Raw genomic sequence first — 12,386 nt, forward strand, 5'->3', positions numbered from 1 at the left:
ATCCGTATGTTCCGCGTGCTGCCGCGCAGGAGGCCCAGGGGAGGGCCGGACGCGGTCGGCATCCTCGCGGCCGTCCTCGCGATCGCCTTCGTCCTGCGGCTGACGGGGATGCAGAACGAGAAGGCGCTCCAGGGCCCGGGCGCGGTATCGCCGCCGGTCGGTGCGGTCGGTGCGGTCGGCGCCGTGGGAGGGGGCGGCGAAATCGGCGGGATCGGCCGAACCGGTGGCGGTGGCGGCCTCGGTGGAGTTGGCTGAAAACCCCTGCCTGTGACACTCCTGGCCCGTCGCACGCAGTAAGGGGAAGTGTGGGCTCCGTAAGGTCGGCGCCCTGGCGAGGGAGGCGTGGATGAGCCTGGTGGAACTGATCGCTCAGGCCGACGAACGCGGACTGGCTGCCAGCGGGCTGGCTTGTTTGGATCGGTGCGTACCCCTGCTCGGTGGTGACGACGAGATCCTGCGACCGCTGTGGGGCGCCCTCACGGAGGACTCCGACGCCGCCGACTGGGGCGAGCTGCTGGAACAGGCGCGCGGCAAACTGGCGTCGGAGGCGGAGGAGGGCGACGAGGCCGGGCTCCTGGCCCGCCGGATGCTGGCCGCCGCACCGGGGAGCCGCTCCGCCGCCGAGGTGCGGCTCTGGGCCGACGCCTGCTCCGTCGCCTCGCTCCAGATCCACCGCCTCCTCGACCCGGCCGAGGACGCCTCCCCGGTCGACTCCCGCCGGGAAGGCCGCACGGAGGGCATGTCACCCCTCGTCGCCGCCGAACTGCGCCGCCAGGTCGCCGTCCTGGAGGTGCTCGCCGGTCATGGCGCGGGCGGACTGCGCCGGGCGCTGGAGGTGACCACGGAAGGGCGCCGGGTGCTGCGCGCGGTGGTCTCGCGGCGGGCCCGTGGACGTAGGTGAGCACCCACCCTCACGGCGCCAGCCACTTGACGACCGCGTCTCGGTGCAGCGCGGTTGCGGTGTAGAAGGCCGTCAGCTCCCGGTGCGCCGAGGCGAAGGCGGCCCGCGTGCGGGTCTCCTCGGCAGCGCCGCCGTACCGGGGCAGTAGTTCGGCACGGGCCGGCCGCCACAGGTCGTCGAAGTCGCTCTCCGTCAGGAACGTGGCGACCCGCGTGGCCTGGGCCACGGTCAGGACCACGAAGGGCGGCTCCTTCGAACCGGCCGGGTACACCCGCTCGCCGCCGAGCACCACCTGTGCGTCGGCGTAGAGCAACTGGTGGTCGCCGTAGCGGCCGTCGAGATTGCGCGCGCGGTGCCGGTTCATCCGGTCCCGCACGGCGTTACCGGCGTGGTCATCGTCGAACAGCTTCCGCAGCCAGGTCGCGCTGTTGCGCAGTGCCGAAGGAGGCACGGCGCGGAGCTGGAGGTACGCGTTCATCACTCAAGGAGCGCACCGGGGGCCCGAAGCATCACTCCTGTGCCCGTTCTGGGGTGGCGGTGGGTCGGTCCTGCGCCGGTCTCGCGAAGGCGCCGGATCCGGGTGACGGATCACGGCCCGGTGGCGCTCTTCGATGTGTGACGTGGACGACGCAACAGAGTCAGCAGGCGGCCCGGCCCTCCGCCGCCGCCAAACCGGTGCGGTGGGCGGCGGACGCGGTGGCCGCCGCGCCCGACGGCGTACGGCCTCGGCTCGACCACTCCGCGCAGAGCCTGTGGCGCGTCGACCGGCTGATCGAGGAGCTGCGGCGGGAGGGCTCGCCGTACACCGCCGTGGAGCATGTGCTGCGCGGGCTCGGCGCGTACGCCGGTGAGGTGATCGTCCGGCAGACCGGCGCCGAGTGGTGGGGCTCCGGCGGCGACCACTGGGTCCGCACCCCCGACGGCCGTCTCTGGGAACCCCTTGACGAGGCCCGCCGCTGCTTCGGCGGCCACGGCTCCCTGCGGCTGCTGTGCCGGGACGCGATGCGGGGGCGGCGGTAGCCGCACCCGTCCGCTCAGCGCTGCTTGAGCCCGTAGAGGAACGCGGCGAACGCGTCCGCGGGGAAGGTGAGGGTGGCTCGGTCGGGGGTCTTGGAGTCGCGGACGGCTATGTGGCGGTGGTCGTGGCGGACCTCGACGCAGGCATCGCCCTGGCCGCCGCCGGAGTAGGAAGACTTCTTCCAGGTCACTGCGTCACAGCTCCTTCGCCAGCCGGTGGATGAAGTCACGCGAACACCTGGGCTCGAGTGACACCGCTTCTACCCTACGAAAGAGCGTTCGGTAACGGCCGAGTTGGGCCTCGATGTCGATGAACACGGGGCCGTTGGGTCCGTCGCGCACCACGGTGTCCAGCTTGGACACGGGGCCGCCCGCGTACACCATGGCGCTTCCGGCCAGGCCGAAGTCGTCCAGGTCGAAGGGAATGACACGCACGGTGACGTGTGTGCCTTCGGAGAGTTCCAGGACACGGGAGAGTTGGGCCCGCGCCGCAGGGCGGCCGCCGACCCTGATGCGCAGTGCCGCTTCATGGATCAGCGTGGTGTAGGCGATCGGTTCGGGACGCTCGATGACGACCCTCCGCCGCATGCGGTGCTCGACCCAGCGCTCGACCTCGTTCAGCGGGAACTCCGGGTTCACGTGGGCGAAGAGGGAGCGGGCGTAGTCCGCGGTCTGAAGAAGGCCCGGGATGTGCAGGAAGTCCACGTCCCAGCGGTACTGGGAGTGGTGCTCCAACTCGGAGAGGTCCAGAAAGGCCGTGGGGAGGTGTCCCCGGTCGCCCTCCCACCAGCCCCGCGTTCGGTCGGTCGCCATCGCGACCAGTGCGGCGATCAACTCATCGTCGGTGCAGGAGTAGTGAGCGGCAAGAAGGCGCAGCCGCTTCTCGCTCACCCCGGTGAGGCCCGCTTCGATCTGGCTGATCTGTGCGGAACTCACACCCAGCAGTGCCGCCGCTTCCCGCGCGGTGAGCCCCGACGCGTCGCGGAGCCTGCGCAGTTCGACAGCCAGACGCATCTGACGTGCTGTCGGCTCGCTCCGCAACGCCATCGCATGTCCTCCCAACGCGCTGGTGAGCGCGACTCGTTCGAGGGTCAGGTTACGCGACTCGCTTGCGAAACTTAAAAAGTTAGGTCTACCGTCGGTGACGTAACGCACACGCTGCGGAAGCGCAGCGCACACGCTGCGGAAGCGCACCGAGCCGTCCTGCCAGGACGGTCGCGGCAGTGACACCGCGCGCAGAAACCCCTCACCCCCCACCGGAGCTGACTCATGCCCGACTCCTGGGAGTACTCCCTCTGCATCCCCAACGACCCACGTGCCGTGACCGTGTGTCGCCGCACGCTACGGCTGATCCTCACCCTGCACGGCCTGATCGACCTCGTCGACACCGCCGAACTCCTCGCGGCCGAGCTGGTGTCCAATGCCGTCCGGCATCAGAAGGGCCCGGCGGCCCTGAGGGTGCGTCGGACCGCGGGGGTGCTTCAGATCGGAGCGTGGGACGCGGACCCGGAGCCACCCGAACCGCCCCCGAAGTTCGAGGAACTGGCCGACGCGGAGGCGGGGCGCGGACTCGCCATCGTCCGGGCCTGCTCGGGCCGCTGGCACTGGCAGCCGATGTCCAGATTCGGCGACCGCGGCGAGTTCGTGTGGTGCGAGGTGGCCGCGGCCTGAGCGAGGCCGCGCCGGTCGGGTGGACCGGTGGCGCATTCGTCCCCTGTGACACTTCTGTGCGGCCAGGCGCTGATGACCGTGTGGGCGTGGCCGCGTCGGAACCCGGAGTCCGGCGGGGGAGTCGCGCGCCGCAACGAACTCCGCACGAACGAGGACAGTCTTGGGCCAGGGAGGCAAACCCCGGCGCGCGCAGGCGTACGACGGGGAACTGGGCGCGGCCGTGACGCGGGCTCAGGAGGGCGACGAGGACGCGTTCGCCGTGGCGTACCGGATCGTGCAGCCCGGGCTGCTCGGCTACCTGCGGGGGATCGTCGGCGACGACGCCGAGGACGTGGCCTCCGACGCCTGGCTGGAGATAGCCCGGGACCTGGGGCGGTTCAGGGGCGACGGGGCCGGATTCCGCGGCTGGACCGCGACCATCGCCCGGCACCGGGCCCTCGACCATCTGCGCCGACTGCGGGTCCGGCCCCGGTCGGCGGGGCTGGACCAGGACGTCGTCCTCGACCTGGCCGGCCCGTCCAGCACGCATGACGAGGCACTGGAGTCGCTCTCCACCGAGCGCGCCCTGGAGCTGGTCCGCGGGCTGCCGCGGGACCAGGCCGAGGCGGTGCTGCTGCGGGTCGTCGTGGGGCTGGACGGGCCCGCCGCGGCCCGCGTCCTCGGCAAGCGCCCCGGCGCCGTCCGTACGGCCGCGCACCGGGGCCTGAAGCGGCTGGCCCGCCGGCTCGACGCCGCGGGTGCGGGTGAAGGTGTGACGGATGGTGCCCCCCGAACGCTGGGGGAGTCGACATGAACGGCGAGGGCCGCGATCCGTATGGATCAGTGGCGGGCCCGGCCGGCAGGCCGAACGGCCTGCTCGGATGGACGGGACAGAGGCGGGAACGGACATGGGTGAACGGCTGAACGGCGCGGGCCACAGCCGTCGGCGCGCACACCCCGAGAACGCCGCCGACGACGCGTCATGGACTGCGCCACCCGCGCTGGAGGCGCTGCTCGGCCAGGCCCTGCGCGGTCCCGACGGCCGACCGGACCTCGTGCCGGACGTCGGCAGCGACGGCGAGCGGCGGGCCGTCGCGGCCTTCCGGGCCGCCCGGGACGCGGGCGCGCACCGGACCCGTACCCGGCGCCGGGACGACTGGCGGCCCCGGGCGCGGCGGCACACGCCGCGCTCGCTGCGGGTCACGCTCTCCGTGCTGGTCGCCGGACTCGCGTTGGGCGGGGTCGCGTACGCCGCCGTCGGGTCCTCCCCGCACGGAGCGGCCGACGGCGCGGGTCGCCCCGGACCGTCGGCGACCGCGTCCGGGGTCCGGTCCGCCGCCGCCGCTTCCGCGAGCCCGCGCCCGGGCGCCTCGGCGGACCGGGACCGTCCGGCGAGCGCCGAGGACACCGAGGCGCAGTGCCGTGCCTACGACAAGGTCCAAGGGCGCGGCCAGGCGATGGACGCCACCGCCTGGCAGCGGCTCGTGACGGCGGCGGGCGGCGAGGGCGACGTCGCGGCGTACTGCGCCGAGCAGGACGCGCCGGGGACCGGCAAGGCGGCCAAGGCCGGCAAGACGCCCGAGGCCGGCAAGTCCCCCGACGCCGGCGCGACCCCGAAGACGGGCAGGACCCCGGAGGCGGAGCAGAGCCGGAAGGCGGCGAAGGCCGAGGAGAGTGCGGGTGCCGACAAGGCCGCAGGCGCCGACGAGACCGCAGGCGCTGACGAGACCGCCACGGGCGAGAAGGCCGCTCAGAGCGGGGCCAAAGGTCGGTAACCGGTTGCCGCCAAAGCAACGGCCGAGGCCGCCACCCCCCACAGGAGAGGCCCCGGCCGTCGCGCGGCACGGGCCGCGCGGCGGCCCGTACTCCCTACAGCGCCATGAGTGCGTTTTCTGTCACACCCCGCGCCCGCCCGCTCGCGTCACGAGTTAGTTGCATGTTCTACGGACATGGACGTGCGGCGGTTTCAGGTCGTAACGTGCCTTTCGCGCCGGACGGCCAAGCGGCAGACCACCGCAACGACCTGCGGTCCAGAAAACCGCGCACCATCGACCGAGGAACCACGACGTGGGGGACGACGCGGAGCTGACAGCCGCGGTGCTCGCGGCACAGAACGGGGACGAGACCGCGTTCCGGACTGTGTACCGCACGGTGCACCCGCGGCTGCTCGGGTACGTACGCACGCTCGTCGGCGACCTCGACGCCGAGGACGTGTCCTCCGAGGCCTGGCTCCAGATAGCCCGGGACCTGGAGCGGTTCAGCGGCGACGCGGACCGCTTCCGCGGCTGGGCCGCCCGGATCGCCCGCAACCGCGCGCTGGACCACATACGCATGCGTGGCCGGCGCCCGGCGACGGTCGCCGACGAGACGGAACTGACCGGCCGGCCCGCCGAGTCCGACACCGCCGGCGAGGCCATGGAGGCGCTGGCCACCGGCCGCACCCTGGGCCTCATCGCCCGGCTGCCGCAGGACCAGGCCGAGGCCGTCGTGCTGCGGGTCGTCATGGGCCTGGACGCGAAGACGGCCGCCGAGACGCTCGGCAAACGGCCCGGTGCCGTGCGTACGGCCGCGCACCGCGGTCTGAAGAAGCTCGCCGAACTGCTCGGCGAGGACCCGGAGGCGGCCGGCGCGCTCGACGCACTGCCGCCCCAGCGAGAACCGCGCTCGCGCGCGGTGACGTCCGCCGGTGTGACGCATACGTGCGCGCGGACGCAGAAGGACATGTGATGGCCGACAAGCAGGACAGGTGGCTCGATCGCGAAACGGCGGAGCGTCTGCTGCGCGGTGAGTCACCGGACAACGCTGTCGACGCCGTCGACGCCGTGGCCCGGGAAGAGGCCGAGCGGCTCGCCCGGACCCTCGGCGCGCTCGCCGCGCTGGCCGCCGAGCCCCTGCCCGCGGACGAGGAACTGCCCGGTGAGGCCGCGGCCCTGGCCGCCTTCCGCAAGGCCCACGCGGACCGCGCCGACCTCGCGGGACGGGCCGGTCCCGCCGGCCTCGACGGCGGGACGACGGCCGCGGCCGCCGGTCGGCTCCGGGTCACGCACGACGCCGACGCGGGACTGGTGCGCATCGGCGGTCGGGTCCCGGAATCCGGGCGTCCGGCCCGGTGGAGCCGGCCCGTACGGCTGGGTCTGGCCGCCGCGCTCGCCGCCGGGATGGTGGGCGGTGTCGCGGCCGGGACCGGTGTCCTGCCGACCCCGTTCGACGGCGCCGAACCCGCCCGCCCCGTGGCATCCGTCTCGGCCCCCGTGGCCCCGGACGAGCACGCGCTCGTACCGCCCACGCCGGACGCCTCGGGCGGCGACGAGGACCCGGCGACACCGGACGGCGGCACGGGCGACACCGGCCGCGAGGACGCCGGGAACGGGAAGGCGGACGGCGCCCCCTCGGCCACCCCGGACCCCAGCGGCACCTGGCCGACCGGCGTGGCCTCGTCCTGCCGCGACCTGAGCGCCGGCCGCACCCTGGACACCGGGCGCCGCCAGACCCTGGAACGCCTCGCGGGCGGCCCGGCACGCCTGTCCAAGTACTGCGCGGGCGTCCTCGACGGCACCGCCGCCGGAAACTCCCGAGGCGACGACCGCACTCCGAACGGCGCCACCGGCCGGGACACCGGAAAGAACCAGAGCGACCGCGGAGGCCGCGGCGGCGCCACGGGCGACAGGTCCGGTTCGGGCGACAAGGGCGGCTCCGACGACGACGCCGACGGTGACGGGGGCCGTGAGCGTGATCGTGACGGCGACCGTGCCCGGGGCCGTGGCCACGGTGGCCGTGGCGAGGGTCATGGCGGCGGCGGCGGCCAGGACAGCGGCGGTGGCGGCGGTGACGGCCGTGGCCGCGGCGGCTCCGGACGGTCCGGCGGAGACTCGTCCTCTCACCACCGCTGACCTGCGGGTTTCGCGGACCTCCGAAGTTTCTTCGCTGGAGGTGTGACGTTTTCGGCGGCCGGAGCGCAGTAAGAAGTGAGCCGACTGGTCATCGGCCCTTGCACAGAGCCGGGGTTCCCCCCGTACTTCCGGCTCGTGCGCTCGGCGCGGGCGGGACACGTTCCCCCGGTCCCGCTCGCGCCCCAAACACCTCACACCTGTCTCGCGCCGCCGCGCTCACCAGGACACGACGACCTTGTCGCCGTTCCTGACCTGCGCGAAGAGACGCGCGATCGCCGTCTCGTCCCGTACGTTGACGCATCCGTGCGAGGCCCCCGCGTAGCCGCGGGCGGCGAAGTCGGACGAGTAGTGCACCGCCTGCCCGCCGCTGAAGAACATCGCGTACGGCATCGGTGAGTGGTAGAGCGTGGACACGTGGTCGCGGGACTTCCAGTAGACGTGGAACACACCCTCCCGGGTGGGCGTGTACTGCGAGCCGAAGCGGACCGACACCGTCGTCAGGGTCCGGCCGCCGACCATCCAGCGCAGGGTCCTGGTCGTCTTGTCGATGCACAGCACCCGTCCGGACAGACAGCGGGGATCGGGCGCGGCGGCCGGCTGGCCGCCCATCGGATACAGCTCCCACTCCCCGGGTTCACGGGTCATCCCCAGCAGTCGCTGCCAGGTGACGGTGTCCGTCCGCCCCGTCACCGGCAGCCCGCGCTTGCCCTGGAAGCCCTTCACCGCCTCCTCGGTGACCGCGCCGTACGTCCCCGTGGGCCCCGCGAAGAGCCAGGCGATCTGGCGCAGCCGGGCCTGGAGTTCGCGGACGTCGCGTCCCCTGGCGCCGCGCGACCACAGGACCGCGGGTGGCGGGGCGCTGACGGCCGGGGCGCTCGGCCTGTCGTCGGTGGTGGTCCGGGCCGGCGCCGACGGCGAGGCCGTCCGGCCGACGTCGGAAGGCGCGGGCGGGCGCGCCGCTCCGTCCGCGTCCGGGCCCCGCACGCTACAGCCGCACACCGTCACCAGAGCCGCCGTGCCGGCCAGGACGGCGATCGATCTCCGCATCCGCATGACTGAGATGTTCCCCCGGGATGACGCCTCGCGAACGGAGCGGCATCGTGGGGACCGGCACCGCGAACAGTCTGTGAGGAAGGTCCCAGCGTGGTCCTGTGCACCGGGTGGGCGCGCGCCGATACAGTCCGTCGGACGGCCGGACCGTACTGACGGGTAACCTACGGTCCGCCGGACGGGTGACCGGAAGGTGACCCGAGTGGTCGAAGCGGCGGATATTGCTCAGCGGGAGGCATCACACCCATGGCGCGTGAGTCGGAGTCCGGACTGCCCATCGAGCCGGTGTACGGGCCGCAGGACCTGGCGGGCTGGGACCCGGCCCGCCAACTGGGCGAGCCGGGCGAGTACCCCTTCACCCGGGGCGTCTACCCGTCGATGTACACCGGCCGCCCCTGGACCATGCGCCAGTACGCGGGCTTCGGCACGGCGGTGGAGTCCAACGCCCGCTACCAGCAGCTGATCGCCAACGGCACGATGGGCCTTTCGGTCGCCTTCGACCTGCCCACCCAGATGGGCCACGACTCCGACGCCCCGATCGCGAGCGGCGAGGTCGGCAAGGTGGGCGTGGCCATCGACTCGGTCGAGGACATGCGGGTCCTGTTCGGCGGGATCCCGCTGGACAAGGTGTCGACGTCGATGACGATCAACGCCCCCGCGGCCCTGCTGCTGCTCATGTACCAGCTGGTCGGCGAGGAGCAGGGCGTCCCGGCCGACAAGCTCACCGGCACGATCCAGAACGACGTGCTGAAGGAGTACATCGCGCGCGGCACGTACATCTTCCCGCCGAAACCCTCGCTCCGGCTGATCGCCGACATCTTCAAGTACTGCAAGGCCGAGATCCCGAAGTGGAACACGATCTCGATCTCCGGCTACCACATGGCGGAGGCGGGCGCGTCCCCGGCGCAGGAGATCGCCTTCACCCTGGCGGACGGCATCGAGTACGTGCGCACGGCGGTGGCGGCGGGGATGGACGTGGACGACTTCGCGCCCCGGCTGTCCTTCTTCTTCGTGGCCCGCACGACGATCCTCGAGGAGGTCGCCAAGTTCCGCGCCGCGCGCCGGATCTGGGCGCGGGTGATGCGGGAGGAGTTCGGCGCGAAGAACCCCAAGTCGCTGATGCTCCGCTTCCACACGCAGACGGCCGGCGTCCAGCTGACGGCCCAGCAGCCGGAGGTGAACCTGGTCCGGGTCGCCGTCCAGGGCCTGGCCGCGGTCCTCGGCGGCACCCAGTCCCTGCACACGAACTCCTTCGACGAGGCGATCGCGCTGCCCACGGACAAGAGCGCCCGCCTCGCCCTGCGCACCCAGCAGGTGCTGGCCTACGAGACGGACGTGACCGCGACCGTCGATCCCTTCGCGGGCTCCTACGTCGTCGAGAGGATGACCGACGACGTCGAGGCGGCGGCCGTCGAGCTGATGAAGAAGGTCGAGGACCTCGGCGGCGCGGTGTCGGCCATCGAGCACGGCTTCCAGAAGAACGAGATCGAGCGCAGCGCGTACCGGATCGCCCAGGAGACCGACTCCGGCGAGCGGGTCGTGGTCGGCGTCAACCGCTACCAGCTCGACACGGAGGAGCCCTACGAGCCGCTCCGCGTCGACCCGGCCATCGAGGCCCAGCAGGCCGAGCGGCTCGCGAGGCTGCGGGCCGAGCGCGACCAGGAGGCGGTGGACGCCGCCCTGGACGCCCTGAGGAAGGCCGCCGAGGGGGAGGACAACGTCCTGTACCCGATGAAGGACGCGCTGCGGGCGCGGGCGACGGTGGGCGAGGTGTGCGACGCCCTCCGGGGGGTCTGGGGGACTTACGTGCCGTCGGATGCGTTCTGAGCTGGGCTATTCCCTTGAATGGGTGATCAACGGCGGAAACCGCCCGTTCCTGGTTAGGCTCGTGAAGGGTGTTCCCGATAAGGAGGGTGCCGTGGCTGTGATGCTGCACGAGTCGTCGCTCGCTGATGCTGCCGACCGGCTGTGGGAGGAGCTGCCCGGGCACCGGGTGGAGATCCTCAACGGGAGCATTGTCGTGACACCGCCGCCGGATGGGCCGCACCAGGTGACACTGTCCTGGCTGATCGTGGCGTGCCACGAAGCCGGGGATCGGCAGGCCGGGCTGAAAACGGTCGGGGGAATCGGCTTGTGGTTGCCGACCGGGCCGGATGATTACGCCGTGCCGGATCTGTCCGTGCTGGATGCCGACTTCCACGACGCACTGGTCGAGAAGAACTGCTATGCCCCGCATGTCTTCCGCATGGTGCTGGAAGTGACGTCCTCCAACTGGACGAACGACACAGCCACCAAGGTCGACATCTACGCCAGGGCCAACATCCCGGTCTACGTCATCGCCGACCGCAGGCATGACGTGGTCCTCCTCTACACCGACCCCGTCGACGGCAAGTACCCCGACCCCGTCCGCTGCCAGCGAGGCCAGGCCGTTCCCGTTCCCGAGTCCGTCGGTGTGGCTCTCGAGCTCTCCGTCGACACCCTCCTCGACGGCGACGACTAGCCGAGGCCGACCCGTGCGCGGTAGGACGCGAGGCCGTCCTCCGTGGTGCCCGCCCAGCCCACATAGCCGTCAGGGCGGACCAGGAACACGCCGTCCGGCAGGGTCAGCAGGGTCCAGTCCGGGCCCCTGAGCCGGTCGAAGAGGCGGACGCCGTCGACCGTCAGGTCCGGGACGCGGTCGCCGGCGGACAGTGGACCGGGGTTCTCCCGTGTCTCCTCGCTGAGTGACGAGTGCCGGTAGTTCAGGCCCAGTTGGCGGGTGGCCGCACCGCGCCTCGCCTCCTCGCGGTGGATCGCGGTGGAGAGGCCGAGCACGTGCTCGGCGACGGGGCGGCGCTCCTCCTCGTAGGTGTCCAGCAGGGCTTGTGGAGCCCGCCCGCCCAGCACCGCGCCCAGCTTCCAGCCCAGGTTGTACGCGTCCTGCACGCTGGTGTTGAGGCCCTGTCCGCCGGCCGGGGAGTGGACGTGCGCCGCGTCGCCGGCCAGGAAGATCCGTCCCTCGCGGAAGCGGTCGGCCAGGGCGGCGCGCGGGCGGAAGTCGGACACCCAGAGGAGCTCCGTCACCGCCCCGGGCGCCAGGTGGGTGCGCTCCGAGACCAGCTTGCGGACGCCCTCCAGGGAGAGATCCGGATCCGTCCCGCCGGGGAGCCGCGCCACCAGCTGGAAATGGTCGGTCCCGGCCAGCGGGCACAGCGCCAGGAAGCCCGAGTCCGGACCGCTCGGCGGGAACATGTGCCACCACGCCCGGTCCAGGCCGGGGATCCGCACGTCCGCCACCAGGGCCGCGTCCGGGTCGAGCGTCTCGCCCCGCATCTCGATGCCCAGCGCGCGGCGCACCGCCGAGCGGCCGCCGTCCGCCGCGACGGCGTACCGGGCGCGGACCGGCTCACCGGACGCGAAACGAGCCGTCACGCCCTCGCTGTCCTGCTCGAGCCGCACCACCTCCCGGCCGAATGCCACGGCCCCGCCGAGCTCCGTCAGCCGTGCCAGCAGGATCTCCTGGTTGCGCCACTGCGGGACCATCCAGGGGACGGTGAAGCGGCAGCCCTCCTCGCCGTCCTCCGTCGGGTCGAACATCGCATGCTCGCCGACCTGCTCGCCGTCCGCCCAGACCATGCCCACCGGGTACGCGCCACCGGCGGCGAGGATCTCGTCGAGGACGCCGAGATCCTCGTAGACCTCCATGGTGCGCGGCTGGAGGCCCTTGCCGCGGGAGCCGGGGGCGAGGGTCTGGCCCCGTTCCACGACGAGCGCTTCCGCTCCGCGCCGGGCCAGGTCGATGCCGAGGGCGAGGCCGGTGGGGCCCGCGCCGATGATCAGGACGTCCACGTTCATATCCATGCAACTCTCCTTAACGCTGTTAAGTGCCGTCGTTCACG

Annotated in this window: 15 protein-coding genes; 10 read left to right on the forward strand and 5 right to left on the reverse strand. The window is 72.7% G+C overall.

What is annotated here, in order from left to right; all coding sequences use genetic code 11:
• Positions 1–6: 6 nt before the first annotated feature.
• Entirely contained in the window at positions 7–255 is a 249-nt protein-coding gene (locus QQM72_RS13695; protein WP_314221138.1) for a hypothetical protein, read from the forward strand.
• Positions 256–346: 91 nt separating this feature from the next.
• Positions 347–901, forward strand: coding sequence for a hypothetical protein (locus QQM72_RS13700; protein ID WP_314221139.1), 555 nt, complete (start codon positions 347–349; stop codon positions 899–901).
• Positions 902–911: 10 nt separating this feature from the next.
• Here the strand turns inward: QQM72_RS13700 and QQM72_RS13705 are convergent, their stop codons facing one another.
• The gene (locus QQM72_RS13705) at positions 912–1,379 is read right to left on the reverse strand and encodes a DUF1877 domain-containing protein (protein WP_314221140.1); all 468 of its coding nucleotides are present in this window, start codon (positions 1,377–1,379) and stop codon (positions 912–914) included.
• Positions 1,380–1,516: 137 nt separating this feature from the next.
• Between QQM72_RS13705 and QQM72_RS13710 the strand changes: the two genes are divergently transcribed.
• A complete protein-coding gene (locus QQM72_RS13710; protein ID WP_314221141.1) occupies positions 1,517–1,921 on the forward strand; it encodes a hypothetical protein in 405 nt (134 codons plus the stop codon).
• A gap of 14 nt (positions 1,922–1,935) precedes the next feature.
• Here QQM72_RS13710 and QQM72_RS13715 read toward each other — a convergent pair whose 3' ends face one another.
• Positions 1,936–2,109: a DUF397 domain-containing protein gene (locus tag QQM72_RS13715; protein WP_314221142.1), complete on the reverse strand. Its 174-nt coding sequence runs from the start codon at positions 2,107–2,109 to the stop codon at positions 1,936–1,938.
• Between the two features lie 4 nt (positions 2,110–2,113).
• Positions 2,114–2,965: a helix-turn-helix domain-containing protein gene (locus QQM72_RS13720; RefSeq protein WP_314221143.1), complete on the reverse strand. Its 852-nt coding sequence runs from the start codon at positions 2,963–2,965 to the stop codon at positions 2,114–2,116.
• Between the two features lie 222 nt (positions 2,966–3,187).
• Between QQM72_RS13720 and QQM72_RS13725 the strand changes: the two genes are divergently transcribed.
• From QQM72_RS13725 to QQM72_RS13745, 5 genes are all read left to right on the forward strand, one after another.
• Positions 3,188–3,589: an ATP-binding protein gene (locus QQM72_RS13725; RefSeq protein WP_314221144.1), complete on the forward strand. Its 402-nt coding sequence runs from the start codon at positions 3,188–3,190 to the stop codon at positions 3,587–3,589.
• Positions 3,590–3,749: 160 nt separating this feature from the next.
• The gene (locus tag QQM72_RS13730; protein WP_314221145.1) at positions 3,750–4,382 is read left to right on the forward strand and encodes an RNA polymerase sigma factor; all 633 of its coding nucleotides are present in this window, start codon (positions 3,750–3,752) and stop codon (positions 4,380–4,382) included.
• Positions 4,383–4,476: 94 nt separating this feature from the next.
• Positions 4,477–5,343, forward strand: coding sequence for a hypothetical protein (locus tag QQM72_RS13735; RefSeq protein ID WP_314221146.1), 867 nt, complete (start codon positions 4,477–4,479; stop codon positions 5,341–5,343).
• Positions 5,344–5,635: 292 nt separating this feature from the next.
• Positions 5,636–6,295: an RNA polymerase sigma factor gene (locus tag QQM72_RS13740; RefSeq protein WP_314221147.1), complete on the forward strand. Its 660-nt coding sequence runs from the start codon at positions 5,636–5,638 to the stop codon at positions 6,293–6,295.
• Entirely contained in the window at positions 6,295–7,458 is a 1,164-nt protein-coding gene (locus QQM72_RS13745; protein ID WP_314221148.1) for a hypothetical protein, read from the forward strand. Before QQM72_RS13740 ends, QQM72_RS13745 begins: the two co-directional genes overlap by 1 nt.
• 216 nt (positions 7,459–7,674) lie before the next feature.
• Here the strand turns inward: QQM72_RS13745 and QQM72_RS13750 are convergent, their stop codons facing one another.
• Positions 7,675–8,505 carry a L,D-transpeptidase family protein gene (locus QQM72_RS13750; RefSeq protein ID WP_399077276.1) on the reverse strand — a complete coding sequence of 277 codons (831 nt, stop codon included), beginning with the start codon at positions 8,503–8,505 and terminating at the stop codon, positions 7,675–7,677.
• Between the two features lie 249 nt (positions 8,506–8,754).
• On the opposite strand from QQM72_RS13750, the gene QQM72_RS13755 reads away from it, so the two are divergent.
• Positions 8,755–10,335 carry an acyl-CoA mutase large subunit family protein gene (locus QQM72_RS13755; protein ID WP_314221150.1) on the forward strand — a complete coding sequence of 527 codons (1,581 nt, stop codon included), beginning with the start codon at positions 8,755–8,757 and terminating at the stop codon, positions 10,333–10,335.
• Entirely contained in the window at positions 10,325–11,008 is a 684-nt protein-coding gene (locus QQM72_RS13760; RefSeq protein WP_314221151.1) for a Uma2 family endonuclease, read from the forward strand. The genes QQM72_RS13755 and QQM72_RS13760 overlap by 11 nt, the downstream gene beginning before the upstream one ends.
• On the opposite strand, the gene QQM72_RS13765 is transcribed toward QQM72_RS13760, so the two are convergent.
• Positions 11,005–12,342 (reverse strand): FAD-dependent monooxygenase, encoded by a 1,338-nt coding sequence (locus QQM72_RS13765; protein ID WP_314221392.1) that lies wholly within the window; start codon positions 12,340–12,342, stop codon positions 11,005–11,007. The genes QQM72_RS13760 and QQM72_RS13765 overlap by 4 nt on opposite strands.
• Positions 12,343–12,386: the final 44 nt, after the last annotated feature.

The sequence above is a fragment of the Streptomyces zaehneri genome, assembly GCF_032248645.1.
Taxonomy (GTDB): Bacteria; Actinomycetota; Actinomycetes; order Streptomycetales; family Streptomycetaceae; genus Streptomyces; species Streptomyces coriariae.